Below are 25,579 nucleotides of genomic sequence, written 5' to 3'. Positions count from 1 at the left end.
CGTTACTCGTGCGTGCCGAAGCGGTACTTGAGCTGGAAGCTGATCGCGCCGTACAACCGGTTCCTGACCGTCGGCACGTAGGCGATGTTCAGGCCCCAGTTCTTGCCCTCGATGGCAGCGGTCGGAATGATGGCGGGGAACCAGTTGCCGTTGCGATAGTCGGGGTAGCCGTCGAAGCCGCCCACCACCGCGCCGAACTTCACGCCGTAGAACTCGAAGGGCAGGATGTACACGCCGACGTAGTGCGACTGGCGGCGGTTGCTGTTGTGGAAGGTGCCGGCCGTGACGCGGTAGGTGTCGTTCAGCGGGTACTCGAAGCCCAGGCCGGGGTTGGCGTTTTCCAGGCCCTTGCCGCTGTCGAAGTGGGCCGAGTAGAAGCCGGGGTTGACCCAGATGTTCTTCGGCTCGAAAGACTGCGCCAGCGCGAGGCCCGGCAGAAGAAGGGCACTCAGCAGCGGCAGCATGCGCAAGGGGGTCATGGGCGGGGCGTCCTGAAATTGGGTCTGTCTCGCGGCTTCGATGGTGGCCGCGATGACGGCTTCCCTTGGGGCTGCGTGCGCGTGGGATGGGACCCGCGAACGCCGGCGCAATATACACGCGGCAATCACGAAAACGATGACATCGCTCAGGCGGGCCGCGCCAGGTACTTGCGAAACAGCTCGGCCAGCCGCAGCGCCGCCAGCGACAGCGGCTTGCCGCGCGGCGAGACGATGCCCAGCTCCAGCGGCGGCACCGGCATCGCGAGCGGCACGCGCTCCACCATGTCGGCGTAGGGCGGCATCGTGAGCATGCCGGCCGGCCCGACCATCAGCGCGTCGCTGCGGGTCAGCAGGCCCCAGCTCACACCGAACGACGCCACCTCGATGCGGTGCTCCGGCAGCGGCAGGCCCTGTTCGGCGTACTGCTCGAGCAGGAAGGTGTGCTGGCTGCCCGGCGCCAGGTGCATCAGCCATTCGGCGCCCGCCACCTCTTCCCAGCGGGTGGCGCGGTTCAGCGGATGGCCGCGGCGGCAGAGCACCGCCATCTCGATCATGTCGAGCCGCTCGAACGCGAAGTCGGCATCGAGCGCCGCGGCCACCGGGCCGGCCACCGCGAAATCGATCATGCCCTCGCGCAGCAGCGGCAGCACCTGGGGAATCAGGCCGTCGAAGAGCTTGAGCTGCGCATGCGGCATCGCCTTGCGAAAGGCGCGCACGACCTCGGGCAGCACGCCCAGGAACACCATCGGCGTCACCGCGATGGCCACGCGCCCGTGCTGGCTGCCTTGCAGGATGCGGATGTCCTGGCGCGCGAGTTCGAGCTGCTGGTGCGCCAGCCGTGCGCGCACGGTGAGCTGGCGGCCGCACTCGGTGAACTCGATGCCGCGCGAACTGCGCAGCACCAGCTGCGCGTCGACCTCGGCTTCGAGCTCGCGGATCGCCTTGGTCACGGCCGCCTGGCTCAGGTGCAGGCTGCGCGCGGCGGCGCGGATGCTGCCGGTGTCGGCCAGCCGCAGCCAAGCCTTGAGCTGGTGGTCCTTCATGCGGGGCATTCTGCCGGTCGGCGCCACCGGGTGATCCCCAGACAAACACAGGTTGTCATCGCGACAAGCGATTGTCTTTTCCGGCGCGCGGCCGATTCCTAGACTTTGCGCACCGGTCGTCTCATCGTGAGCGGCGGGCTTTTCACAGGAGATACCTTCGTGCCTGCACTGCTGTCATTCGCGTGGACCCGCCGCACCATCCTGGCCGCGCTTGCCGCCGTCGCCCTCGGCGCCTCGGCCCAGTACCCCGAGCGCCCGCTGAAGTTCATCGTGCCGTACGCCGCCGGCTCGGGTGTGGACGTGGCGGTGCGGCCCGTGGCCGACGCGATGGGCCGCGAGCTGGGCCAGGCCCTGGCGGTGGACAACCGCCCCAGCGCCGGCGGCATCGTCGGCACGCAGGCGCTGGCGACCTCCGTACCCGACGGCTACACGGTCGGCTACGGCAACCTCGTCACGCTGAGCATCAACCCGGCCTTCTTCTCGAAGCTGCCGTACGCGCCCGAGAAAGACCTGGTGCCGGTTGGCCTGATCTCGAGCAATGCCTACGTGCTGATCGTGCGCAAGGACCTGCCGGTGCGCAATCTGCAGGAGCTGGTCGCCTATGGCCGCGAGCACCCCGGCAAGCTGTCGGTCGGCTCGCCCGGCATCGGCAGCGCGGGCCACCTGACCGGTGAGCTGCTGAAGGCCGAGACCGGGCTGACGATGGTGCAGGTGCCCTACAAGACCGGCACGCAGGCGGTCGGCGACATGGTCAACGGCCAGCTCGACGTGACCATCGAGAACATCTCGGCGGTGCTGCCGTTCATCCAGCAGGGCCGGGTCAAGGCGATTGCCGTGACGAGCGCCAAGCGCGCCGGCGTGCTGCCCGAGGTGGCGACGGTGGCCGAAAGCGGCGTGCCCGGTTTCGACGTGGTGGCCTGGGGCGCGCTCATGGCGCCGGCCGGCACGCCGCGCAAGACGGTCGACCGGCTCAACACCGCGCTGCGCGCCGCGCTGGCCGACCCGGCCGTGGTCCGGGCCAACGCCGCGCTGTCGATCGAGGCGCTGCCTTCGAGCCCCGAGGAACTCAGTGCGCTGATGAAGCGCGAGAAGCCGCGCTGGGCCGACGCCGTGCGGCGCGCGGGCGTCAAGGGCGACTGAGGCGCAGCCCCGCCACCGATTTCATTTTTCTCAAGGAGACAACGCATGCAACTCTGGCAACTGGAAGCCGCCGACCTGGCGCAGCGCATCAAGGCACGCGAGGTCTCGTGCGTCGACGCGGTGCGCAGCAGCCTGGCGCGGCTCGACGCGGTGAACCCGCAGCTGAACGCCGTGGTCGACCGCTGCGCCGACGAAGCGCTGGGCGCGGCAGCGCAGGCCGACGCGGCGCTGGCGAGCGGTGAAGCGACCGGGCCGCTGCACGGCGTGCCGGTCACCATCAAGGTCAACGTCGACCAGCGCGGCCACGCCACCACCAACGGCGTAGAGGCCTACCGCAGCGTCGTGGCCACGCAAGACAGTCCGGTGGTGGCAAACCTGCAGCGCGCCGGCGCGATCGTGGTCGGCCGCACCAACACGCCCGCGTTCTCGATGCGCTGGTTCACCGACAACGCGGCCCACGGCCGCACGCTGAACCCGCACAACGCCGACGTCACGCCGGGCGGTTCCAGCGGCGGCGCGGCGGCTGCGGTGGCGGTCGGCATCGGCGCCATCGCGCACGGCAACGACCAGGGCGGATCGATCCGCTACCCGGCCTACGCCTGCGGCGTGTATGGCCTGCGCCCGAGCTTCGGACGCGTGCCGGCCTTCAATCCTTCGGGCGGGAGCGAGCGGCCGATGGTGGTCCAGCTCACATCCGTGCAAGGGCCGCTGGCGCGCAGCGTGCGCGACCTGCGGCTGGCCTTCGCCGCGATGGCGCAGCGCGATGTGCGCGACCCGTGGTGGGCGCCCGCGCCGCTGGAGGCTGCGTCGACCGAGCCAGTCAGCGTGGCGCTGTGCACCGAGCTGCCCGGCTACGCCTGCGATCCCGAGGTGGCCGATGCGTTGCAGCGCGCCGCGCGTCGCCTGGAGAGCGCCGGCTACCGCGTCGAGTCTGCGCAGCCGCCGCGCCTGCGCGAGGCGGCCGACCTCTGGTTGTCATTGACGATGGCCGACAGCCGGCTGCTGGTGGAAGAGGCGCTGATGCGCGACGGCGACGACACCATCCGCCAGGCCTACCGCGCCATGGACGCGCACGCGCCGCAGTTCGACACCACAAGCTATATGCGCGCCCTGGCTGCGCGCACGGGCCTGATGCGTGAATGGGCGCTGTTCCTGCAGCGCCATCCGCTGCTGCTGATGCCGGTGTCGTGGCGCCATCCGTTCCCGGTCGACGCCGACCAGCGCGGCAGCGCCGCGATGCGGGAGATCCTGGATGCGCAAAGCCCGCTGCTGGCCACCGCGATCCTGGGCTTGCCGGGACTGTCGGTGCCCATGGGCTTGCGCCACGGTCTGCCCACGGGCGTGCACCTCGTGAGCGACCGTTTTCGCGAAGACCTGTGCCTGGCCGCGGCCGAAGTGCTCGAAGCCGAGGCCGGGCCGGTGGCCGTGGTCGACCCCGCCTGAGCGGGGAGGGCGCGCCTCAGCGCTTGCTGAAGATCTCGCGTGCCGCCGCGATGGTGGCTGCGATGTCGTCCTCGCTGTGCGCGGCGCTCACGAAGCCTGCTTCGTAGAGTGCGGGCGCGATGTACACGCCGCGGTCGAGCAGGCCGTGGAACAGCGCATTGAACTGCGCGTTGTCGGTGGTCATCACCGTCGCGTAGTTCTGCGGCAGCTCGTTCATGAGGAAGAAGCCGAACATGCCGCCTTCGCTGTCGGCGTTGAAGGGCTGGCCTTCGGCGGCTGCGGCGGCCTTGAGGCCGTCGACCAGCGTGCGGGTCTTCTTCGCCAGCGCTTCGTAGAAGCCGGGCTTCGAGATTTCCTTCAGCGTGGCCAGGCCGCAGGCCGTGGCCACCGGGTTGCCCGAGAGCGTGCCGGCCTGGTAGACCGGGCCGAGCGGCGCGAGCTGTTCCATGATGGCGCGCGGGCCGCCGAAGGCCGCCAGCGGCATGCCGCCGCCGATCACCTTGCCGAGCACCGTGAGGTCGGGCGTGACGCCCAGCACGCCTTGCGCGCCGTGCAGGCCGACGCGGAAGCCCGTCATCACCTCGTCGAAGATCAGCAGCGCGCCGTGCTGCGTGCACAGCTCGCGGCAGCGCTTCGCGAAGGCGGGCGTGGCGCGCACGAAGTTCATGTTGCCGGCGATCGCCTCGATCATCAGGCAGGCGATGTCCTTGCCGTGCAGCGCGAAGGCTTCGTCGAGCTGCTGCAGGTTGTTGTACTCGAGCACGAGCGTGTGCTGCACCACCTCGGGCGGCACGCCGGCCGAGGTCGGGTTGCCGAAGGTGGCGAGGCCGGAACCGGCCTTCACGAGCAGCGCGTCGGCATGGCCGTGGTAGCAGCCTTCGAACTTGAGGATGGTCTTGCGGCCGGTGGCGCCGCGCGCCAGGCGCAGCGCGCTCATGGCGGCTTCGGTGCCCGAGCTCACGAGGCGCACCATTTCCATCGACGGCACCAGGGCCAGGATGGCTTCGGCCAGCTCGATCTCGCGCTCGGTCGGCGCGCCGTACGAGAAGCCTTCGAGCACGGCCTTCTGGACCGCCTCGACCACGGCCGGGTGGCCGTGGCCCAGGATCATCGGGCCCCAGGAGCCGATGTAGTCGATGTAGCGCTTGTCGTTGGCGTCCCAGAAATAGGCGCCTTGCGCGCGCTGGATGAAACGGGGCGTGCCGCCGACGGCCTTGAAGGCGCGCACGGGCGAGTTCACGCCGCCGGGGATCACGGCGCGGGCGCGCTCGAAAAGAAGGTCGTTCTGGTCAGTCATCAATCAGTGTCGCGTGTCGTGCGGGGGTAAAGCGAAATCGGGAGGGGCATCGGGTTCGTCGTCATCGTCTTCGTCGTCCTCGGGTTCGGCCCAGAACAGGCGGTCGGGCAGCACGTGGCCCATGCCGGGGCGAAAGCCCGCGTCGAGGCAGCGGTCCATGTAAGCGAGCGCTTCGCTCGTGGCGGCGACGAGGTCGGTGCCGCTGGCCAGCAGGGCCGCGAGCGCGGCCGAGAGCGTGTCGCCAGCGCCGGCAAAGACGGCTTCGAGCCGTTCGTACTTCTCGCTGACCAGCACCGACTGCGGCGAGGCCAGCACGTTGTCGATGAACTGGTCGGGCAGCACCATGCCGGTGACCAGGGTGTAGGGCACGCCGAACTCGCCGGCGGCCTTGGCGATGTCGCGCGCGCTGGGCGGGCGCTCGCCGCTCCAGTCGGGCAGCAGCCAGCGCCACAGGGTGCTGTGGTTTCCAACCAACACCGTGGTCTGGGGCAGCACGAGGTCGCGAAAAGCGTCGTGATAGGCCTCGATCAGGTTCTCGTCCCACCACGACAGGTTGGGCATGTAGGCCACCACGGGCACGTCGGGATAGTCGGCGGCCGTTTCGGCGATGGTGCTCAGCGCCTCGGGCGTGCCGGCAAAGCCGACCTTGATCAGCTGGACCTCGACGTCTTCCAGGATGGCGCGCGCCTGCTCGGCCACGGCCTCTTCCTCGAAGGCGAAGTGGTCGAAAATTTCGGCCGTGTCGCGGGCGTAGGCGCCCGTCACCACCGGCAGGATGTGAGCGCCCACCGATCCCATGGCCAGTGCGTCGGCGCCCAGGCCACCCGCGCCGCTGGGGTCGCTGGCGTTGAACACCAGCACGCAAGGGGGATTCAGGTCGCGTTCGCTCAGCGCCTCGTCGTCCTGCGGGGGGTCGTTAAGATCGCCCGGGTTACGGGCGTTCTCGTCTGGATGTAAGTAGATGGTCATACGCCTGGCGAAATCCCCTGGATGGTGGCATAGGCGCGACGTTTACCGTCTGCCAGTGAGATACGCATAGATACACTCGTTGCATTTAATGAACAAGGACTTTAAGCTCCGATGAACACGAAAACTTGGATGTGCCTGATTTGTGGGTGGATCTATGACGAAGCGGTTGGTGTACCGGAAGACGGCATCGCGGCAGGCACGGCCTGGGCCGAGGTGCCGATGAACTGGACCTGTCCTGAGTGCGGTGCGCGCAAGGAAGACTTCGAAATGGTTGAGATCTGACAAGCATGGCATAGGGCTACGCGATCTGCGTCGATGTTCGGCGCGGCGGGCATCCAAGTCTCTGATGAGCAGGAGCGATTGCAATGAGCCCGAATGGATCTGGTTACAAGGTGCTGGTCATCGACGACAGCAACACCATCCGGCGCAGTGCCGAGATTTTTTTGAAGCAGGGTGGGCACGAGGTTCTTCTCGCGGAAGACGGCTTCGACGCGCTCTCCAAGGTTAACGACCACAAGCCTCACCTGATTTTCTGCGACATCCTGATGCCTCGTCTCGACGGCTATCAGACCTGCGCCATCATCAAGCGCAACGCACATTTCTCCAATGTCCCGGTCGTCATGCTGTCTTCGAAAGACGGCGTATTCGACAAGGCCCGCGGCCGCATGGTCGGGTCCCAGGACTATCTCACCAAGCCGTTCACCAAAGACCAGCTGCTGCAGGCCGTGCAGCAGTTTGGCATTGTTCAACAGGAAGTGCAGTAATGCCGATTCGAAAAATCCTCGTCGTCGACGACTCCAAGACGGAACTGATGTTCCTGACCGACCTCCTCCAGAAGAACGGTTTCTCCGTGAAGACGGCTGAAAACGCCGACGACGCGATGCGCCGCCTCGAGGAAGACCACCCCGACCTGATCCTCATGGACGTGGTCATGCCCGGCCAGAACGGCTTCCAGCTCACGCGCGCCATCGCCCGCGACCCGAAGTACGCCGCCATCCCGATCATCCTGTGCACCAGCAAGAACCAGGAAACCGATCGTGTCTGGGGCATGCGCCAGGGCGCACGCGACTACATCGTGAAGCCGGTCAACGCGGCCGACCTGATGTCCAAGATCAGCGCGCTCGCCTGACCGGGAACCTGCGTACGCCATGGCGAATCGCGACGCGCTCCGCGCCTTCCAGTCCCGGCTTGCGAGCCGCCTCCAGGCCGCGCGCACCACGGGCGTGGCTGCGAACTGGCTGGCGGTCGAGGCGGGCGAGGGCAAGTACCTCTTTCCGCTGGCGCACGCCGGCGAAATCTTTCCCTGGACGCCGCCTCAGCCCGTGCCCTACACGGAGCCCTGGTTCCTCGGCGTCTCCAACCTGCGCGGCGGCTTGTACGGCGTCGTGCAGCTGTCGGCGTTCGCGTCCGGTGCGCCGGGCGCACCCGCCGCGACCGAGGCGGCACGCATGCAATCGCGGCTCGTGGCATTCAACGAGCTGCTCGAAGTCAACTGCGCATTGCTGGTCGATCGACTGGCGGGGTTGCGGGGTACGGAGGCCTTCACGGCCGCCGACGCCCCGGGCGCAGACGCACCTGCCTGGCATGGGCATCTGTACACCGACGCAGCAGGGGAGCGCTGGCAGGAAGTCAACCTGCAGGCGCTTTCGCAGCAACCCCAGTTTTTGAGTATTGGTGCGTAGTGCTTCGGCACATGGCACTGGCAACCACCTGAAGGACCGACCGTGAGCTCGATCGCCGACAAGTTCAAGAAATTACTCCCCGCGAACAACGGGAACGACAAGGCCCGCGTCGACGGCTCCGGTTCGATATCGCTCGACGATGTCGACACGGTTCAGGTTCCGGACGAAAAAACGATCCGCCTCGCCAAAAAGGGCGACGGCGTTTCGGCGTCTGCCGCCGTGACCGACACCGGCTTCGGTGGCATCGACGCACTGGGCGATCCCGCCTCCGTCGAGGCCGCCAACGCAGCCACGCTCGAAGCGGCCCCGCTGGCCGGCGTCACGGGCGGCGGCATGGGCGCCAACCCCGCCAAACAGCAGCGCGTGCTGGCGATCCTGCTGGCCATCGTGGTGCTGGCACTGTTGCTGGTGGCCGGTTCCGCCATTCTTCGCGCGGAACGTCTGGCGCAGCAGGTGGCGGCCACCGGCCAGTCGCTGATGCAGTCGCAGCGTCTGGCGAAATCGATCTCGCAGGCCCTCGTCGGCAGCGCCTCGGCGTTCGTCGAAGTGAAGGACAGCGCCGACGACCTCTCGCGCCGCGTGCAGGGCCTGACCAACGGCGATGACGCCTTGCGCCTGGAAGCCGTCGGCAACCAGTACGACGAGGAAATGAACAAGATCAACCCGCTGGTCGCCCGCGCCGACACCAGCGCCAAGGCCGTGCTGGCCCAGCGCCAGATCCTGACGCAGGTGGGTGCCGCCTTGCGCGACATCAACCAGCAGTCGTCCACGCTGCTCGAAATGACGGAAACCGTCGCGTCGCTGAAGATGCAGCAGAACGCCACGCTGCCTGAAATCTCGGCCGCCGGCCAGCTCGTGATGCTGACGCAGCGCATCGGCAAGTCGACCAACGAGTTCTTCACGGTCGAGGGTGTGAACCCCGACGCCGTGTTCCTGCTGGGCAAGGACCTGAACACCTTCCAGGAAACCACGCGCGGTCTGCTCGACGGCAATGCGCAGCAGCGCTTCCCCGGTTCGAAAGACCCGCAGACGCGCCAGCAGCTCGAAGCCATTCTGAAGACCTACGAACAGATGCGCACGCAGGCTTCCGCCATTCTGGGCAACCTGCAAGGTCTGGTGGCCGCGCGCGAAGCGCAGGCGTCCATCCTGACCGACAGCGAGCCGCTGCGTAAGTCGCTCGGCGACCTGCAAGAGAAGCTCTCGGCCCGCACCGGCCTGGGCGCCGGCACCATCGTGCTGCTGTTCGTGCTGTCGCTGGCCGCCCTGGCTCTGGCCGGCGCCATCGGTTTCGTGCAGGTGCGCGAAGGCCGCGAACGCGCTGCCGTCGCCGAACGCGAACGTCTGGCTGCCGAACAGGCGTCCGACGAGGCCGGCCGCGTGAACAACGCCAACCAGGCCGCCATTCTTCGGCTGATGAACGAACTGCAGACAGTGGCCGAAGGCGACCTGACGCAGGAAGCCACCGTGACCGAGGACATCACCGGCGCCATCGCCGACTCGGTGAACTACACGGTGGAAGAACTGCGTTTGCTGGTGGGCAACGTGCAGAACACGGCGACCCGCGTGGCGCAGACGACGTCGCAGGTGGAAAGCACCTCGACCGAGCTGCTGGCCGCCTCGACCGAACAGCTGCGCGAGATTCGCGAAACCGGCCAGTCGGTGCTGACCATGGCCGAGCGAATCAACGGCGTGTCCACGCAAGCGCAAGAGTCCGCCACGGTGGCGCGCCAGTCGCTGCAGGCTGCGTCGTCGGGTCTGCAGGCCGTGCAGAACGCCATCGGCGGTATGAACTCCATTCGCGACCAGATCCAGGAAACTTCCAAGCGGATCAAGCGCCTCGGCGAATCGTCGCAAGAGATTGGCGAAATCACCGAGCTGATCTCGGACATTACCGAACAGACCAACGTGCTGGCCCTGAACGCCGCCATCCAGGCCGCATCCGCCGGTGAAGCCGGCCGAGGCTTCTCGGTGGTGGCGGAAGAAGTTCAGCGACTGGCCGAACGCTCCGCAGATGCCACGCGCCAGATTTCGGCGCTGGTGAAGGCGATTCAGACCGACACGCAGGATGCGGTGGGCGCCATGGAGCGTTCCACGCAAGGTGTGGTCGAAGGGGCAAAGCTGTCCGACAACGCGGGTACCGCACTGTCCGAGATTGACCGCGTGTCGCGCCGACTCGCTGACCTCATTGAGCAGATTTCGCAGTCCGCCTCCCGCGAGGCCGATTCGGCCAACGTGGTGGCCGCCAACATCCAGCACATTTTTGCCGTGACGGAACAGACCGGAGAAGGCACGCGGACCACGGCCCAGCAGGTGCGCGAGCTCTCGCAGATGGCCGAAGAACTGCGTCGCTCGGTCGCCCGTTTCAAGATTGCGTAATGAAGCTCTCCCCCAGCCTTCGCGCACTTCGTGTCGCTTCGGCAACCCCCTTCCGGGGGCGACACCAGCGGCCCGGCAAAGCCGGTTCCGCGGTGTCCCTTGAAGTGGCTGCGACGGTTGGATGCATTGAGGGCGCATGGCGCCCAGTGAAAAACTGACAGATACAGAACGGCGAGCAATCAACGTGTCGATTCAAACCCCTGCCACGGCCCCCCTCGCCGGCAACATGCCGGCCACCGAAGACCTCGGGCCGCTGGCCTGGGTGCTGGGAGAAATCCAGAAATCCCTCGACGGTGTCGGCAAGTCGCTGCGGCGTTTCGTGCGCGACGTGGGCAGTGCCACGGAGCCCGAGAGCGGCCCGCTGCAGATGGCCCGCCAGCAACTGCACCAGGCCGTCGGCGCGCTGCAGATGGTCGGCCACAGCTCGCCCGCCTTGGTGCTCGGCACCATCGAATTCGCGGTGCAGGGCTTTATCGCTGAACCGCAGCGCTGCACCGAAAGTGCCGTGCACAAGATCGAGCGTGCCGGCTTTGCCGTCACCGATTTCCTCAGCGCACTGCTGGCCGGCAAGGCCGTGTCGTCGGTGGCGCTGTTCCCGCAGTACCGCGACGTGCTGGAGCTGGGCGGCAATGAGCGCGTCCACCCGGCAGACCTGTGGAGCACCGCATGGCGCTGGGTCGAGGTCAAGCCTGCCTTCACGCAGGCGGCACTGGCCTACGACCCGTCCGTGCGTTCGCGGCTCGACCGCGAAGTGCTGCAGCTGGTCAAGAGCAGCGATCCGCAGGCCGCACGCCGGCTGCATGCGCTGTGCCTGGGGCTCGGCCGCGGTGCGCTGCTGCCGCGCGTCGCGAGCTTCTGGACGTTGGCCGCGGGCTTCTTCGAAGCCCTCGCGCTGGGCCTGATTCCCTTCGACACCTACGTCAAGCGCGCGGCCTCGCGCGTGCTGCTGCAGTACGCCACGCTGGCGCGCGGCGACAGCGTGGTGTCCGACCGCCTCGGTCAGGACCTGCTGTTCTTCTGCGCCCAGGCCGTGCCCGGCGCGCAGGACGACGCCGCCACGCTGCGCACCGTGCGCAGTGCCTGGGGCGTCACGCAGGAGCCGAGTGTCGACTACACCGTGGTGCAGTTCGGCCGCTTCGATCCGCTGGTGCTCTCGCAAGCGCGCAAGCGCATCGAGACCGCCAAGGAAATGTGGTCGGCGCTCTCGGGCGGCGACATCACGCGCACGCGGCAGGTGGCCGACACCTTCGCGCAGCTCGGCGAATCGCTGCACAAGCTGCACCCGCCGAGCCAGCCGATGGTGCAGGCGCTGACGCACGCCGTGGATGCCTCGGTGCGTTCCGGCCAGCCGCCCGACACCGAACTGGCGATGGAAGTCGCCACCTCGGTGCTGTACCTCGAAGCTGCGCTCGAAGACCTCGACCCCAGCGACCCGCAACTCACCGCCCGCACGCTGCAGCTGGCCGGCCGCATCGAACGTGTGCGCGACGGCGGCCGTTCCGAGCCGCTCGAGCCGTGGATGGAGGACCTGTACCGCCGCGTCAGCGACCGCCAGACCATGGGCACCGTCGTCGACGAGCTGCGCAGCCACCTGAGCGAACTCGAGAAGTCGCTCGACCAGTATTTCCGCCGCCCGGCCGAAAAGCCGCTGCTGCGCACCGTGCCCACCCAGCTCATGCAGATGCGCGGTGTGTTCTCGGTGCTGGGGCTCGAACAGGCCGCGCACACCGTGCAGCGCATGCGCGACGACGTCGAGCAGATGCTGCAGGCCAACCGCTCGCCCGTCGAGGAAATGGCCACTTTCGACGCGCTCGGCAACAACCTGGGCGCGCTGGGTTTCCTCATCGACATGCTGGGCTACCAGCCCGCACTGGCCAAGCGCCTGTTCGTGTTCGACGCTGAAGCCGGCGAACTCAAGCCGCTGATGGGCCGTCACGCCACCGATGCTGCGGCCCCGGCCGAAGGCGTCGCCGCGCCGGCCGCCGAGCCCGTGCTCAGCATCGAGGAAGTCGACGCGCAGATCGCCTCCAAGCTCGCCGCGCTCGCCACGCCCAACCGCAAGACCAAGCCGTCGCCGCTCGAAGAATTCAGCCGCAAGGCCGAGAGCTGGACCACCAAGATCAGCGGCCCGTCGGCGCTGCCCGACACCGAGGTCACCGAGCTCGAAGAAGACGACCTGCAGAACATCTTCCTGGACGAAGCCCGCGAAGTGGTGGGCAACGGCCTGGCCGCCATCACCGCGCTTGGCAACCGTCCTGGCGACACCGAAGAGCTCACCATCCTGCGCCGCGCGTTCCACACGCTCAAGGGCAGCTCGCGCATGGTCGGCCTCACCGACTTCGGCGATGCCGCCTGGTCGCTCGAACAGGTGGTCAACACCTGGCTGGCCGACCAGCGCGACGCCACACCCGAGCTGCTGTCGAGCACCGAGCGCATGCTGCGCGATTTCAGCCAGTGGGTCGAAGCCATCGCCGCCGGCGATGCAGGCACCTGGCATTCGGCGCCGTTCAGCCGCGTGGCCAATGCGTTGCTGGCCGGCGAGCCCGTGCCCGCACCGGTGCGCGTGGCCGACGCCGAAGCGCTCGCGGTCGCTGCGCGTCACATTGCCGCGGAATCGGCGCCGATCCCGCTGCCTGAACTGCCCGATCTGTCGCTGACTCCGCCAGCCGTTGCCGCCCCGGACGCCACGCTGGACTTCTCCGACTGGCAAGAAGCGCAACAGGCGCCAGCCGAGTCCGCCACGCCCGAGCCCGACGACGACTTCGCCTCCACCGATTTCGTCGACTTCGAAGCCAAGCAAAACACCGCGCCTGCACCGCTCGAAGCGCTGCCCAGCGGGGATGATTTCGATTTTCTCGCGCCCCCGAAGACCCTCGCACCTGTCGAGCCCGTCGTGTCGCACGTCGAGCCGGAGCCTGCCGTGGAGATCGAGGCGACGGTGCCGACCGCATCGGGCCTGCCCGATCTCGAATGGGCGCCCGAGCCGCTGCCGCTGGCTGCTGCTGAGCCTGTCGCCGAGACGGTGGCATCTGTCGAGGTCATCGAAGCCGCCGAAGAACTGCCAGCGCTGGAAGTGCCGGCTGAACTGCAGCCGGAACCGGAACCTGTGTCGGCGGCCGTCGAAGTCGCACCCGAGGCGCCCGTCGTCGTCGAAGCGCTGCCCGCAGCCGTCGTTGCCGAACCGGAACCCGAGCCCGTGCTGGCCGAGGCCGTGGCCGAGCCCGAATCCTCCGCCACACCGAGCGCCGAAGACCAGGTCAAGGTCATCGGTCCGCTGCGCATCGGCATCGCGCTCTACAACGTCTACCTCAACGAAGCCGACGAATGGTCCCGCCAGCTGGCGACCGATGTCGGTGAATGGGCGCTCGAAACCCACGAGCGCCTGCCCGACTCGACCATCGCGCTGGCCCACTCGCTGGCCGGCAGCTCGGCCACCGTCGGTTTCCACAGCCTCTCGGGCATGGCCCGCCTGCTCGAATCCGCGCTGCAGCATCTGCAGATGCAGGGCAGCGGCACGCGCGAACAGGGCGTGGTGCTGGTCGCCGCGGCCGATGAGCTGCGTCGCCTGTTGCACCAGTTCGCAGTCGGCTTCCTGCGCGACCCGTCCGAAGCGACGTTGCAAGCGCTGCGCGAAATCGCCGCCGCGCCGATGCCGCCCGAAATCGCCGCGGCCCGCTTCGAGACGCTGATCCCGAAGCAGATCGTGGCCAATGACGCCTTTGCCGATGTGGCACTGGACGACAACGAAGACGCCATCGACCTGGCCGATGCGGTCGACGTCGACCTGTTCCCGATCTTCGAGGAAGAGGCCGCCGAACTGATGCCCCAGCTGGGCGAGGCGCTGCGCCAGTGGTCGCACCACCCCGACGATGCTGCGCCGCGTGCCTCGGTGCTGCGCACGCTGCACACGCTCAAGGGCAGTGCACGGCTCGCCGGCGCCATGCGTCTGGGCGAGCGTGCGCACCGCATGGAGTCCGAGATCGAACTCCTGGGCTCCCAGGGGGCCGAGCGGGCCGACATCGAGAAGCTGCTGGCCCGCCTCGACACGCTGCAGCACACCTTCGACGCCCTGCGCGCGGCCGACGATGCCGCTCAGGTCGAGGTGGCCCAGCTGATCGCGACCGCCAGCCCGACCGCACCCGCCATCCAGCGCGTGCAGCTCGCGCCCGAAACCCTGGTGTCGGCGAACGACGACCAGGCAGAGGCCGCTGCCGATGGGGCACCGGCGGAGCCCACCGCCCCACTGTCCTCGCTGCCGCGCCCTGCGACGGCCATGCTCGCGCCGTTGCGTGCGGCATCGAGCCAGGCGGTGCGCATCCGCACCCAGCTGCTCGACCGCCTCGTGGCGCAGACCGGCGAGGTCATCATCACGCGCTCGCGGCTCGAAGCCGAACTGGGTCAGCTGCGCGGCTCGCTCGCCGACCTCACGGGCAACCTGGACCGCCTGCGCCAGCAACTGCGCGACATCGAAGTGCAGGCCGAAAGCCAGATGCAGTCGCGCCTGGCGCAAGCCAAGGACTCGCAGCAGAGCTTCGACCCGCTCGAGTTCGACCGCTTCACCCGCGTACAGGAACTCACGCGCATGATGGCCGAGTCGGTGAACGACGTGGCCACCGTGCAGCGCACCTTGCAGAAGACCGTGCAGGCCACGGAAGACGACCTGAGCGTGCAGGCACGCCAGACCCGTGAACTGCAGCGCGGCCTGCTGCGCACGCGCATGGTGGAGTTCGAAGGCATCTCCGACCGCCTGTACCGCGTGGTGCGCCAGGCCTCGAAGGACACCGGCAAGCAAGTGCGCCTGGACATCGTCGGCGGCTCCATCGAAATGGACCGCGGCGTGCTCGACCGCATGACGCCCGCCTTCGAACACCTGCTGCGCAACTGCGTGGCGCACGGCATCGAAGACGCGGCGGTGCGCGAGGCGTCCGGCAAGGACGCCAGCGGTCTCATCGTCATCGACCTGCACCACGAAGGCAACGACGTGTCGGTGAGCTTCCGCGACGACGGCGCCGGCCTCGACCAGAAGCGCATCGCCGAACGCGCCCGCGCGCTCGGCCTGCTCGGTCACGACCAGGACCTGTCGCCCGAAGAAGCCACCGAGCTGATCTTCAAGCCCGGCTTCTCGACGGCAGGGCAGGTGTCCGAACTGGCCGGCCGCGGCATCGGCATGGACGTGGTGCGCGCGCAGATCGCCGCCATCGGCGGCCGCATCGAAACGCACAGCACGCCGGGCCAGGGCACCACCTTCAAGCTGGTGCTGCCGCTGACCACCGCCGTGACGCACGTGGTCATGCTGCGTGCGGGCGAGGTGTCGATCGGCGTGCCGTCGAACCTCGTGGAACTCGTGCAGCGCGTGAGCGGTGCCGATCTCGAGGCCGCCTACCTGAACCACAGCTTTGCCTTCGGCAGCGAGCAGGTGCCGTTCTACTGGGCTGGTGCGCTGCTGCAGCATTCGATTCGCAGCGAGCACGCCGCCACCAAGAACAACACGCTGGTGATCGTGCGAAGCGCGGCGCAGCGCGTCGCCCTGCATGTGGACGAAGTGCTGGGCAACCAGGAAGTCGTGGTCAAGAACCTCGGCCCGCAGCTCGCGCGGCTGCCCGGCCTGGCCGGCATCTCGGTGCTGGCTTCGGGCGCGGTGGCACTCATCTACAACCCGGTGGCGCTGGCTGCAGTGCACGGTGATCAGGCGCGTGCGCGCCAGACCGCTGCGCTGGCCGCACCGACGCACGCAACGTCGGCAGACGCCGGTGCGCCGCAAACCCCCGCGGCTTTTGCTCCGGTGGTGCCGCAGGTGCCGCTCGTGCTGGTGGTGGACGACTCCATCACCGTGCGCCGCGTCACGCAGCGTCTGCTGCAGCGCGAAGGCTATCGCGTGTCGCTCGCGGCCGACGGCCTGCAGGCGCTCGAACGGCTGCAGCAGGAGCGCCCGGCCGTGGTGCTGTCGGACATCGAGATGCCGCGCATGGACGGCTTCGACCTGGCCCGCAACATCCGCGCCGACACCGCGCTGGCCGAGCTGCCGATCATCATGATCACCTCGCGCATCGCCGAAAAGCACCGCGAGTACGCGCGCGACCTGGGCGTGAACCACTACCTCGGCAAGCCGTACTCGGAAGAGGAACTGCTGCGCCTGGTGCGTGCGTACACGAGCGAGCCGGCGCTGGCAGCAGCAGCCTGACCTGAGCCGCGGCCGGTCTTCTGACGCTCAGGGCGCGCGCAGCGCCTTGCGCACCAGACCGACCTGCCGCGCGCACGCCATCTGGGTCATCAGCGAGGTGACCTGACGGCGCACCGTGTGACCGACACGCCTTGCAAAAATCGCATCCTGCGTGGGTGACGGGCCCACCCTGAGCGCGGTCGGCACGCGTGTCTCGGCGGGCGTGATGCCAAGCCGGCGAGACGTCGTTCCACTGGAAATTCAGCAACTCGCTGCTGCCGTCGATCAGGATCAGCGTGGCGCTGCCGCCGCCGCTCAGCTGCTGCATGCCTTCGAGGCGCGCCGTCCCGGGTGGCTCCCGACCGCTCAGGTGCGCGATGGCATCGGGCTTCATTGCAACCCCTTCCCGCCAGGCGGGCGCCCGCGTCGCCGGGTGTCAACGCGCGCTGCGGCCCTTCTTCTTATCGCGACCGGCCATGGCCGCGCATCGTGCATTTACACGATGCGCCGTGCAGAACGCCCTCCCACACTGCCCAGAACCCGGATTCGCTGTCAGGCGAACGGGGTGCTCGACACACAACCCGGAGGAAAAAACCATGCAAGTTCGTTGGACCAGAGGGGCCGTTCCGTTGGCCTGCGCAAGCTTCCTGTTGGCACTGTCTGCCTGTGGCGGAGGAGGCAGTGGGGGTGGCGGAGGGGGCGGCTTTCCGTTCGGCCTCGGGGGCGCCGGGCCGGGCACCAACCCACCGGCGACAACGCCGGGCGAGGTCACCGTTTCCGGCAAGGTGATGGTGGTCGGCCCGGTGAGCGGCGCGCTGGTCTGCGTGGACCGCAACCTCAACGGCACTTGCGACGAAGGCGAGCCCGTCGCTGCTGCCAAGACCGGCGAAGACGGCGCCTACAGCTTCGGCTACACGCCGGCCGACGAGGCTGCCGCGACCGAACTCGCCGCCGCGCCGCTGTTGGCGCAGGTGGATGGCGACAACCCCTCGCTGCCGGCGTTCAAAAAGGCCTTTGCCCTGAGCGCACCGGCGGGCCACCGCGCGCAGGTCAATCCGCTGACCACGCTGCTGCAGGCCGGCATCGCGTCGGGCCTCACGCCCGAGCGGGCCGAGGCACTGGTGCTGCTGCAACTGGGGCTGCCCGAGGTCGCGCAGCTGTACGACTACCAGGGCGTGGCGGTGACCGACGGTGGCCGTTTCGAGGACAACGCCTTCAGCGCCGCGCTGATCGTGGCCGATGCGCTGGACCAAGGGGTCAAGCTGCGCCTGCTCGATCCGGCCACCGTCGCGCCGTCGGCCTCGGACCAGTTGGCGCGACTGGATTTCACGAAGTTCGATCAGTACATTGCCCGGACCTACCCGACCGATGGCGTGCCCGATGCGGCCACCGGCAAGGTCAAGCTCACCGACCGGCGCGAAGGCCAGACCGCCGGCGCACCGGCCACGCACGACACGCTCTACGGCGCCTACCTGCAGCTGGGGCCCAACGGCTGGGTGCGTTGCGACGAGAACTCGGGCTTCACCAGCACCCTGGGCACGCCGAGCCGCAGCGAGTACTGCGGGGGCACCTCGGTCAGCCTGGGCCATTCGGTGTCGACCGACATCGCCGGCCGCAAGATGGCAGAAGTGGTGGCCGAGATGCAGGCGGCCGATGGCAACAGCATCTTCGGCGTCGCGCCGGCGGTCGCCTTTGGCAACCAGGACCCCACCTTCCCGGCCGGATCGATGCTGCGCTATCGCCGGGGCCTGGAGCTGACGCAGCCCTATTCGATCAACCTGCCCGGCGACAAGACCAACTTCGCGACGCTCGAGGCGTTGATTGCGGCGTACCCGGCCGCCAGCGTCGGCCTGCCCGCTGGCTCGGGCACCAACAGCCTGGGGCTGATGGACGACCAGCAGGCCCAGAACCTGCGCTTTGCATTCACCAGTGCCAGCACCGTGCAGTACTACGGCTGCACGTTCCACCCCGCCACCAACACCTTCGACACCTGCGCGGCCGCCGGCACCGGCACGGTGGAAATCCGCACGGTGGGCGGTGCGCGCGTGATGGTCTTCGACGGCGGCCGTCCGCCGAGCACCGTGCGCACGCTGCGCAGCTTCGGCGAGTACGGCGGGGCGGTCTACGTGGCGCGCGGCGTCAAGCCCGACACGCGCTACAACGTCGGCACGTCGCGCCGCCTGAACGGCGTGGCCTGGGAGGCGATGAAGCCCCGGCTGGGCATCACGGCGGGTGGTGCGCCATGAAGCGCGCCCTGCGGATGCTGTGCGCGGCCGGTGCTGCCGCGCTGGCGGCCGGCGGGGCCGCGGCCCAGACGCCCGATGGGTTGGAGGGCGAATGGAAGGCGCGCATCACGGTCAAGAGCGGTCGCCAGGTCGATGCGGACCTGCAGCTGCAGGCCACGGGTGGAACGTGGCGGACGCTGTTCCAGAACCCCAATGACCCCTGCGTCGGCATCCCGACACCAATGCAGTGGCGGCGCCTGGAAAGCGGCGCCTACGAGCTGAACTTCCAGCCCAGCAAGACCCTCACCGGCTGCCGCGACACCCTCATCACCTTCCAGCGTGTCGACGCGACCACGCTCAAGGGGACGTCCGACGCGGGCGCGGAGATCGTACTGACGCGCCGTTGAGCAGCAACGCCTGTGCGGCGGCGCGTGCCGTCGCATACCGCTGCATCGTCTTCTCCCGCGCCTCCGCGTGGTCCACCACTGGCTTCGGGTAGTTCTCGCCCAGCTTGACGCCCGCCGCCTCCAGCTCGACGGGCGTGGCCATCCACGGCGCGTGGATCGCCACGTTCGACAGGCCCGCGAGCTGCGGCAGGTAGCGGCGGATGAACTTGCCTTCGGGGTCGAAGCGTTCGCTCTGCGTCACCGGGTTGAAGATGCGGAAGTAGGGCTGGGCGTCGCAGCCGGTCGAGCTGGCCCACTGCCAGCCGCCGTTGTTCGAGGCCAGCTCGAAGTCGTTGAGGTGCTCCGCAAAGTAGCGCTCGCCGCGCCGCCAGTCCAGCCCCAGGTCCTTGCACAGGAAGCTCGCGACCACCATGCGCAGCCGGTTGTGCATGTAGCCGCTCTGCCGGATCTGCAGCATCGCGGCATCGACCAGCGGGTAGCCGGTGCGGCCCTCGCACCAGGCGTCGAACAGCTGGTCGGCGTGCTTGCCGTGTTGCCAGGCGATCTTGTCGTACTCGGGGCGGAAGCTCTTCGACTCGCCGTTCGCGTGCACATGCGGAAAGTGCGCCAGGATCTGGAAGTAGAAGTCGCGCCAGACCAGCTCGCTGAGCCAGGTCGCGGCCCCGGTGTTGCCCTGCAGCGCGAGCTGGTGCGCCACGCTGGCCAGCTGGCGGATCGACACCGTGCCGAAGCGCAGATGCACGCCCATGTAGCTCGGGCCGCGCACGGCCGGGAAGTTGCGCGCCTCGTCGTAGCGGTCGATGCGTTCGAAAAAATCTTCGAACAGCGCGCCCGCGCCGCGCGTGCCGGTGGGGATCTCCAGCGTCTGGAGGTTGGTGCTTTCAAAACCGATCTCGCCCAGCGTGGGCACCGGCCCGCCCAGTGCCGGGGGCGGCGGCGCCAGCGCGTCGGCGTGGCTGCGCACGGGGTACGACTTCAGGAAGAACGAATCCACCTTCGCCAGCCAGGCTCGCTTGTACGGCGTGAACACCGTGTAGGGCAGGCCGGCCTTGGTCATGACCTCATCGCGGTCGAAGACCGTGCTGTCCTTGAAGGTGTGGAAGCTGATGCCCGTATTGGCCAGCGCGCCGAGCACGCGGGCGTCGCGCGCCAGGGCGTCGGGCTCGTCGTCGCGGTTGGCGAACACCGCCTGCACGTCGAGCGTGTGGGCCAGCGCCGGAATCTCTTCGGCGGCCACGGCATGTCGCACGATGAGCCCGCTGCCCAGGCCGCGCAGCTCGGCTTCGAGCGCCACCAGCGACTCGCGGATGAATTCGACCCGCCGGTCCGCGCGGGGCAGGGCGTCCAGAAGGGCCCGGTCGAACACGAAAACGCACACCACCTGCCGGCAGGCCCGCAACGCCCGGTACAGCGCCGCGTTGTCGTCCACCCGGAGGTCCCGGCGAAACCACATGAGCCCTTTGGGATAGGTCTTATCGACGGCCAGTAAAATCGGGGGCATATGGCTGCCGATTCTGCCCCGATGAACCTGACGCATCACTTTCTGATCGCGATGCCGGGGATGGAAGACAAAACTTTCAACCGCAGCGTCGTTTACCTCTGCGAACACAGCGAGCGCGGCGCGCTCGGGCTGGTCATCAACAAACCCAGCGACATCAACCTCAAGGTGCTGTTCGAAAAAATCGAGCTTCACCTGGCCCGCCCCGAGCTGGGCGACGCCCCCGTTTTCCAGGGGGGCCCGGTGCAGACCGAGCGCGGCTTCGTGCTGCATGAGCCGGTGTTCACCCAGGCCGAGAAGCCCGAGGAATCGGTCTACGCCTCGACCATGACCATCCCCGGCGGGCTCGAAATGACCACCTCGAAAGACGTGCTGGAGGCCCTGGCCACCGGCGCCGGCCCGCGCAAGGTGCTGGTCTCGCTGGGCTATTCGGCCTGGGGCGAGGGCCAGCTGGAGTCGGAACTGGCCGAGAACAGCTGGCTCACCGTGCTGGCCGACCCGGCCGTGATCTTCGATACGCCGGTGGAAAAGCGCTACGACAAGGCGCTGATGCTGCTGGGGCTCGAAGCGTGGACCTTGTCCCCCGAAGCGGGCCACGCATGAGCGACGTCATGTCCGACGCGCCTGCACCCGCTCCTGCTTCCGTTCCCGCCGCTATTCCCGCGCATTTCCAGAGCTTCCTGGGCTTCGACTTCGGCGCCAAGCGCACCGGCGTGGCCAGCGGCAACCGGCTGCTGCGCACGGCGACCCCGCAGACCACCATCAAGGCCGAGGGCGCCGACGCCCGCTTTGCGCAGGTCGAGGCGCGCATCAAGGAATGGCAGCCCGACGCATTGGTGGTCGGCGTGCCCTACCACCCCGACGGCGCCCCGCACGAGAACACCCGCCGCGCACAGAAGTTCGCGCGCCAGCTGCGCGGCCGTTTCAATCTCCAGGTGTTCGAAGTCGACGAGCGCTACAGCACCACCGAAGCCTTGTCGTCCGGCGCCCGCGATGCAGACGCCGCGTCGGCCTGCATCATCCTGGAGCAATTTTTGAGGAGTCTCCCGTGAGTTCAATCCCTGATGCCGAAGCGCTCTACACGACGCTGCTGTCCGGCGTGAAGGCGCTGATGCGCCCCGAGACGAAGCTGGTGGGCATCACCTCCGGCGGCGCCTGGCTGGTCGAGCGCCTGCAGAAAGACCTGGGCCTGGCCGGTGCGCCCGGCGTCATCTCGTCGGCCATGCACCGCGACGACTTCGCGCGCCGCGGCCTCTCGGCCAGCGCGCAGACCGCGCTGCCCTTCGACGTGAACGGCGCCGATGTGCTGCTGCTCGACGACGTGCTCTACACGGGCCGCACGATCCGCGCGGTGCTCAACGAGCTGTTCGACTTCGGCCGCCCCGCCTGCGTGCGCCTGGCGGTGCTGGTCGATCGCGGCGGGCGCGAACTGCCCGTGGCCGCCGACTTCGCTGCCACCACGCTCACGCTGCCCGACACGCAACTGCTCGCCCTCGCACGCGCCGACAACGGCGCCTTCAGCCTCAAGGTAGAGGACAACACCTAATGCTCTACAAGCGAAACCCGCAGCTCAACAAGAACGGCGAGCTGATCCACCTGCTGTCGATCGAGGGCCTGCCCAAGGACATCGTCACGCACATCCTCGACACGGCCGCCAACTTCACGAGCGTGAGCGACCGCGAGGTGAAGAAGGTGCCGCTGCTGCGCGGCAAGAGCGTGTTCAACCTGTTCTTCGAGAACAGCACGCGCACGCGCACCACCTTCGAGATCGCGGCCAAGCGCCTCAGTGCCGACGTCATCAACCTGGACATCGCGCGCTCCTCGGCCACCAAGGGCGAATCGCTGCTGGACACCATCGCCAACCTGAGCGCCATGGCCGCCGACCTGTTCGTGGTGCGCCACAGCGAGTCGGGCGCGCCGTACCTGATCGCGCAGCACGTCGCGCCGCACGTGCACGTGGTGAACGCCGGCGACGGCCGCCACGCGCACCCGACGCAGGGGCTGCTCGACATGTACACGATCCGGCACTACAAGAAAGACTTCTCGAACCTCACGGTTGCGATCGTGGGCGACGTGCTGCACTCGCGCGTGGCGCGTTCGGACATTCATGCACTCACCACGCTCGGCTGCGCCGAAGTGCGCGTGGTCGGCCCCAAGACGCTGGTGCCCGCCGACATGGCCGGCATGGGCGTGCGCGTGTGCCACACGCTCGAAGAAGGCATCAAGGACTGCGACGTCGTCATCATGCTGCGCCTGCAGAACGAGCGCATGAGCGGCGCGCTGCTGCCCTCGTCACAAGAGTTCTTCAAGACCTTCGGCCTCACGCAGGAAAAACTGCAACTGGCCAAGCCCGATGCCATCGTGATGCACCCGGGCCCGATCAACCGCGGCGTCGAAATCGACTCCGCCGTGGTCGACGGCAAGCAGAGCGTGATCCTTCCCCAAGTCACTTTCGGCATCGCCGTGCGCATGGCCGTCATGAGCATCGTCGCAGGCAACGAAGCATAGAAATGTTGCTCGCCCCCAGTCTTCGCGCACTTCGTGTCGCTTCGCCAACCCCCTACCGGGGGCAACACCAGTGGCCCGGCAAAGCCGGTTCCACGGTGTTTCCCGAAAAGGCCCTGACTGCCACCGGAAGTACAGACGCATGAACATCCTCATCACCAACGGCCGCGTCATCGACCCCGCCTCGGGCACCGACAAACAGACCGACATCGCCATCGCCGACGGCAAGATCGCCGGCATCGGACAGGCACCGGCGGGCTTCAAGCCCGAGCGCACCCTCGACGCCACGGGCTGCATCGTCACCCCCGGCCTCGTCGACTTGGCTGCGCGCCTGCGCGAGCCGGGCTACGAGCACGAAGGCATGCTCGAAAGCGAAATGGCCGCGGCCATCGCGGGCGGCGTGACCAGCCTCGTGTGCCCGCCCGACACCGACCCCGTGCTCGACGAGCCCGGCCTGGTCGAGATGCTCAAGTTCCGCGCCGAAAAACTGCAGTGCGCACGCCTGTTCCCGCTCGGTGCGCTCACGCGCAACCTGGCCGGCGGCGTGCTCACCGAAATGGCCGAGCTCACCGAAGCCGGCTGCATCGGCTTCAGCCAGGCCGACGTGCCGCTGGCCGACACGCAGGTGCTGCAGCGTGCGCTGTCGTACGCCAGCACCTTCGGCTACACCGTGTGGCTGCGCCCGCAGGACCGCGACCTCGGCAAGGGCGTCGCGGCCAGCGGCGCGCTCGCCACGCGGCTGGGCCTGGGCGGCGTGCCGGTGGCGGCCGAGACGATCGCCATCTTCACCATCATCGAGCTCATGAAGAGCACCGGCGCGCGCGTGCACCTGTGCCGCGTGTCCAGTGCCCGCGGCGTGGCGCTGGTGCGCGACGCCAAGGCGCAGGGCCTGCCGCTCACCTGCGACGTCAGCATCAACTCGCTGCACCTGGCCGACACCGACATCGGCTTCTTCGACAGCCGCGCGCGTCTGAACCCGCCGCTGCGCCAGCAGGGCGACCGCGACGCGCTCTCGGCCGCGCTGGCCGACGGCACCATCGACGCGCTGGTGTCCGACCACACGCCGGTCGAGGCCGACGCCAAGACCTTGCCCTTTGCCGAAGCCGAACCCGGCGCCACCGGCCTCGAACTGCTGCTGCCGCTCGCGCTGCAGTGGGGCGAGCGCAGCGGCGCGGGCGTGGCGCGCGCCATCGAGGTCATCACCTCGGCGCCGGCACGGCTGCTCCCCGCCGCCGACGCGGCCAGCGGCATCGGCCGCATCGTGCAGGGCGGCGTGGCCGACCTGTGCATTGCCGATCCGTCGCTCGAATGGCAGGTGCTGCCCGAAGCGCTGCGCAGCCAGGGCAAGCACACGCCGTTCTCCAGCTACCCGATGCAAGGGCGCGCGCGCCACACGCTGGTGGCCGGTCGCATCGTGCACGGCTGAACGACGGCCGCCCGCGACAAAGCACGCCGTTCAAAAGAAGAAGAGGGCCCGCGTCCAGATGCTGCACTCGTTGAAGGCCGGTTGGCGATTGCTGCATGCGGCGTCGCATGCGCTGTCGGGCTGGTGGACGATCCGCTTCGCCTTTCCGAACCTGTCGCCTGACGAGCGCAGCGCGCGCGTGCAGGCCTGGTCGCAGCGCATGCTGCAGATCATGGGCGTCACGCTGCGCGTGCAGGGCGAGCCGCCCGCGCACGGGCCGGCGCTGCTCATCTGCAACCACCTCTCGTGGCTCGACATCACCGCCATCCATGCGGCGCGCCATGTGCGCTTCGTGTCGAAGTCGGACGTCAAGCAGTGGCCGGTGATCGGCACGCTCTCCACCGGCGCGGGCACGCTCTACATCGAGCGTGAACGCCGCCGCGACGCCATGCGCGTGGTGCACCACATGACCGAAGCGCTGCGCGGCGGCGACCTGATCGGCGTGTTCCCCGAAGGCACGACGAGCGACGGGCGCGGGCTGCTGCCGTTCCACGCCAACCTGCTGCAGGCCGCAATTTCCTCGGGCGCGCCGGTGATCCCGGCGGCGCTGCGTTTTGCCGACGCCGCCACCGGCGAAACCAGCCAGGCGCCGCGCTACATCGACGACGACAGCCTGCTGGCCTCGGTGTGGAACACGCTGCGCGCGCCGCCGCTGCTGGCCATCGTGCGCTTCGGCGAGGCGCAGCCCTCGTACAGCCGCGAGCGCCGCAGCTGGGCGCATTCGCTGCATGAAGACGTGCAGCAGCTGCGCCGCGACTCGCACTGACCTGACCGCACGGCGCCGGGCATAAAAAAGCGCCTCCCGGGTGGGGAAGCGCTGAACGACGCCGGAGGCGCCGTGAGGAGGAATCGGGCCGTTTTCGTTTCGAAGGCCTCCAGCATGAGACCCC

General features: G+C 68.5%; 22 protein-coding genes. 16 read left to right on the top strand and 6 right to left on the bottom strand.

The window, feature by feature from the left end; genetic code table 11:
• Positions 1–2 precede the first annotated feature (2 nt).
• Together CLU95_RS10665 and CLU95_RS10660 are read right to left on the bottom strand one after the other, a co-directional pair.
• Positions 3–479 (bottom strand): hypothetical protein, encoded by a 477-nt coding sequence (locus CLU95_RS10665; RefSeq protein ID WP_099792931.1) that lies wholly within the window; start codon positions 477–479, stop codon positions 3–5.
• A 146-nt stretch (positions 480–625) separates the two neighbouring features.
• A complete protein-coding gene (locus CLU95_RS10660) occupies positions 626–1,522 on the bottom strand; it encodes a LysR substrate-binding domain-containing protein (protein ID WP_099792929.1) in 897 nt (298 codons plus the stop codon).
• A gap of 159 nt (positions 1,523–1,681) precedes the next feature.
• On the opposite strand from CLU95_RS10660, the gene CLU95_RS10655 reads away from it, so the two are divergent.
• Entirely contained in the window at positions 1,682–2,662 is a 981-nt protein-coding gene (locus CLU95_RS10655) for a Bug family tripartite tricarboxylate transporter substrate binding protein (RefSeq protein ID WP_257214594.1), read from the top strand.
• A 45-nt stretch (positions 2,663–2,707) separates the two neighbouring features.
• Positions 2,708–4,105: an amidase family protein gene (locus tag CLU95_RS10650; protein ID WP_099792927.1), complete on the top strand. Its 1,398-nt coding sequence runs from the start codon at positions 2,708–2,710 to the stop codon at positions 4,103–4,105.
• Positions 4,106–4,121: 16 nt separating this feature from the next.
• Here the strand turns inward: CLU95_RS10650 and hemL are convergent, their stop codons facing one another.
• Together hemL and thiD are read right to left on the bottom strand one after the other, a co-directional pair.
• Complete coding sequence (hemL, locus tag CLU95_RS10645) at positions 4,122–5,402, bottom strand: glutamate-1-semialdehyde 2,1-aminomutase (protein WP_099797206.1); 1,281 nt, start codon at positions 5,400–5,402, stop codon at positions 4,122–4,124.
• A 3-nt stretch (positions 5,403–5,405) separates the two neighbouring features.
• A complete protein-coding gene (gene thiD, locus CLU95_RS10640; protein WP_099792925.1) occupies positions 5,406–6,371 on the bottom strand; it encodes a bifunctional hydroxymethylpyrimidine kinase/phosphomethylpyrimidine kinase in 966 nt (321 codons plus the stop codon).
• Positions 6,372–6,482: 111 nt separating this feature from the next.
• Here thiD and CLU95_RS10635 point away from each other — a divergent pair, with 111 nt between their 5' ends.
• The 6 genes from CLU95_RS10635 (at position 6,483) to CLU95_RS10610 (ending at position 16,610) form a co-directional block, all read left to right on the top strand.
• Positions 6,483–6,653 carry a rubredoxin gene (locus tag CLU95_RS10635; RefSeq protein ID WP_099792923.1) on the top strand — a complete coding sequence of 57 codons (171 nt, stop codon included), beginning with the start codon at positions 6,483–6,485 and terminating at the stop codon, positions 6,651–6,653.
• A gap of 83 nt (positions 6,654–6,736) precedes the next feature.
• Positions 6,737–7,135, top strand: a complete 399-nt coding sequence (locus tag CLU95_RS10630) for a response regulator (protein ID WP_099792921.1) — start codon at positions 6,737–6,739, stop codon at positions 7,133–7,135.
• Positions 7,135–7,500, top strand: a complete 366-nt coding sequence (locus CLU95_RS10625; protein WP_099792919.1) for a response regulator — start codon at positions 7,135–7,137, stop codon at positions 7,498–7,500. The genes CLU95_RS10630 and CLU95_RS10625 overlap by 1 nt, the downstream gene beginning before the upstream one ends.
• A gap of 19 nt (positions 7,501–7,519) precedes the next feature.
• Positions 7,520–8,053: a chemotaxis protein CheW gene (locus CLU95_RS10620; RefSeq protein ID WP_099792917.1), complete on the top strand. Its 534-nt coding sequence runs from the start codon at positions 7,520–7,522 to the stop codon at positions 8,051–8,053.
• Positions 8,054–8,095: 42 nt separating this feature from the next.
• Entirely contained in the window at positions 8,096–10,429 is a 2,334-nt protein-coding gene (locus CLU95_RS10615) for a methyl-accepting chemotaxis protein (protein WP_099792915.1), read from the top strand.
• Between the two features lie 184 nt (positions 10,430–10,613).
• Positions 10,614–16,610, top strand: coding sequence for a hybrid sensor histidine kinase/response regulator (locus CLU95_RS10610; protein WP_099792913.1), 5,997 nt, complete (start codon positions 10,614–10,616; stop codon positions 16,608–16,610).
• A 27-nt stretch (positions 16,611–16,637) separates the two neighbouring features.
• On the opposite strand, the gene CLU95_RS30865 is transcribed toward CLU95_RS10610, so the two are convergent.
• Entirely contained in the window at positions 16,638–16,796 is a 159-nt protein-coding gene (locus CLU95_RS30865; RefSeq protein WP_180288576.1) for a hypothetical protein, read from the bottom strand.
• 443 nt (positions 16,797–17,239) lie between these two features.
• Here CLU95_RS30865 and CLU95_RS10605 point away from each other — a divergent pair, with 443 nt between their 5' ends.
• Both CLU95_RS10605 and CLU95_RS10600 read left to right on the top strand, forming a co-directional pair.
• Positions 17,240–18,835: a hypothetical protein gene (locus CLU95_RS10605; RefSeq protein WP_257214593.1), complete on the top strand. Its 1,596-nt coding sequence runs from the start codon at positions 17,240–17,242 to the stop codon at positions 18,833–18,835.
• The gene (locus CLU95_RS10600) at positions 18,832–19,221 is read left to right on the top strand and encodes a hypothetical protein (RefSeq protein ID WP_099792909.1); all 390 of its coding nucleotides are present in this window, start codon (positions 18,832–18,834) and stop codon (positions 19,219–19,221) included. Before CLU95_RS10605 ends, CLU95_RS10600 begins: the two co-directional genes overlap by 4 nt.
• On the opposite strand, the gene CLU95_RS10595 is transcribed toward CLU95_RS10600, so the two are convergent.
• A complete protein-coding gene (locus CLU95_RS10595) occupies positions 19,172–20,722 on the bottom strand; it encodes a cryptochrome/photolyase family protein (protein ID WP_099792907.1) in 1,551 nt (516 codons plus the stop codon). The two genes, CLU95_RS10600 and CLU95_RS10595, sit on opposite strands and share 50 nt — an antisense overlap.
• Here CLU95_RS10595 and CLU95_RS10590 point away from each other — a divergent pair, their 5' ends adjacent.
• The 6 genes from CLU95_RS10590 (at position 20,723) to CLU95_RS10565 (ending at position 25,455) form a co-directional block, all read left to right on the top strand.
• Positions 20,723–21,322, top strand: a complete 600-nt coding sequence (locus CLU95_RS10590) for a YqgE/AlgH family protein (RefSeq protein WP_056577777.1) — start codon at positions 20,723–20,725, stop codon at positions 21,320–21,322.
• On the top strand, positions 21,319–21,771 hold the full coding sequence (ruvX, locus tag CLU95_RS10585) for a Holliday junction resolvase RuvX (protein ID WP_099792905.1): 453 nt from the start codon (positions 21,319–21,321) through the stop codon (positions 21,769–21,771). The genes CLU95_RS10590 and ruvX overlap by 4 nt, the downstream gene beginning before the upstream one ends.
• Entirely contained in the window at positions 21,768–22,265 is a 498-nt protein-coding gene (pyrR, locus tag CLU95_RS10580; protein WP_099792903.1) for a bifunctional pyr operon transcriptional regulator/uracil phosphoribosyltransferase PyrR, read from the top strand. Before ruvX ends, pyrR begins: the two co-directional genes overlap by 4 nt.
• Positions 22,265–23,227: an aspartate carbamoyltransferase catalytic subunit gene (locus tag CLU95_RS10575; RefSeq protein WP_056577783.1), complete on the top strand. Its 963-nt coding sequence runs from the start codon at positions 22,265–22,267 to the stop codon at positions 23,225–23,227. Before pyrR ends, CLU95_RS10575 begins: the two co-directional genes overlap by 1 nt.
• A 139-nt stretch (positions 23,228–23,366) precedes the next feature.
• Positions 23,367–24,650 (top strand): dihydroorotase, encoded by a 1,284-nt coding sequence (locus CLU95_RS10570; RefSeq protein WP_099792901.1) that lies wholly within the window; start codon positions 23,367–23,369, stop codon positions 24,648–24,650.
• 58 nt (positions 24,651–24,708) lie between these two features.
• On the top strand, positions 24,709–25,455 hold the full coding sequence (locus CLU95_RS10565; RefSeq protein WP_099792899.1) for a lysophospholipid acyltransferase family protein: 747 nt from the start codon (positions 24,709–24,711) through the stop codon (positions 25,453–25,455).
• Positions 25,456–25,579: the final 124 nt, after the last annotated feature.

This window comes from Variovorax sp. 54, assembly GCF_002754375.1.
Lineage (GTDB): Bacteria > Pseudomonadota > Gammaproteobacteria > Burkholderiales > Burkholderiaceae_C > Variovorax.
The sequence above is the reverse complement of the archived record's forward strand: the minus strand, read 5'-3'. Positions and strand labels throughout refer to the sequence as shown.

Bases quoted from the DNA above. Each gene is read 5' to 3' on its own strand.
- CLU95_RS10650 (WP_099792927.1), top strand. From the start codon at position 2,708: ATGCAACTCTGGCAACTGGAAGCCGCCGACCTGGCGCAGCGCATCAAG.
- CLU95_RS10660 (WP_099792929.1), bottom strand. From the start codon at position 1,522: ATGAAGGACCACCAGCTCAAGGCTTGGCTGCGGCTGGCCGACACCGGC.
- CLU95_RS10625 (WP_099792919.1), top strand. From the start codon at position 7,135: ATGCCGATTCGAAAAATCCTCGTCGTCGACGACTCCAAGACGGAACTG.
- CLU95_RS10590 (WP_056577777.1), top strand. From the start codon at position 20,723: ATGGCTGCCGATTCTGCCCCGATGAACCTGACGCATCACTTTCTGATC.
- hemL (WP_099797206.1), bottom strand. From the start codon at position 5,402: ATGACTGACCAGAACGACCTTCTTTTCGAGCGCGCCCGCGCCGTGATC.
- CLU95_RS10665 (WP_099792931.1), bottom strand. From the start codon at position 479: ATGACCCCCTTGCGCATGCTGCCGCTGCTGAGTGCCCTTCTTCTGCCG.
- thiD (WP_099792925.1), bottom strand. From the start codon at position 6,371: ATGACCATCTACTTACATCCAGACGAGAACGCCCGTAACCCGGGCGAT.
- CLU95_RS10570 (WP_099792901.1), top strand. From the start codon at position 23,367: ATGAACATCCTCATCACCAACGGCCGCGTCATCGACCCCGCCTCGGGC.
- CLU95_RS10595 (WP_099792907.1), bottom strand. From the start codon at position 20,722: ATGCCCCCGATTTTACTGGCCGTCGATAAGACCTATCCCAAAGGGCTC.
- CLU95_RS10600 (WP_099792909.1), top strand. From the start codon at position 18,832: ATGAAGCGCGCCCTGCGGATGCTGTGCGCGGCCGGTGCTGCCGCGCTG.
- CLU95_RS10620 (WP_099792917.1), top strand. From the start codon at position 7,520: ATGGCGAATCGCGACGCGCTCCGCGCCTTCCAGTCCCGGCTTGCGAGC.
- ruvX (WP_099792905.1), top strand. From the start codon at position 21,319: ATGAGCGACGTCATGTCCGACGCGCCTGCACCCGCTCCTGCTTCCGTT.
- CLU95_RS10635 (WP_099792923.1), top strand. From the start codon at position 6,483: ATGAACACGAAAACTTGGATGTGCCTGATTTGTGGGTGGATCTATGAC.
- CLU95_RS10565 (WP_099792899.1), top strand. From the start codon at position 24,709: ATGCTGCACTCGTTGAAGGCCGGTTGGCGATTGCTGCATGCGGCGTCG.
- CLU95_RS10575 (WP_056577783.1), top strand. From the start codon at position 22,265: ATGCTCTACAAGCGAAACCCGCAGCTCAACAAGAACGGCGAGCTGATC.
- CLU95_RS10630 (WP_099792921.1), top strand. From the start codon at position 6,737: ATGAGCCCGAATGGATCTGGTTACAAGGTGCTGGTCATCGACGACAGC.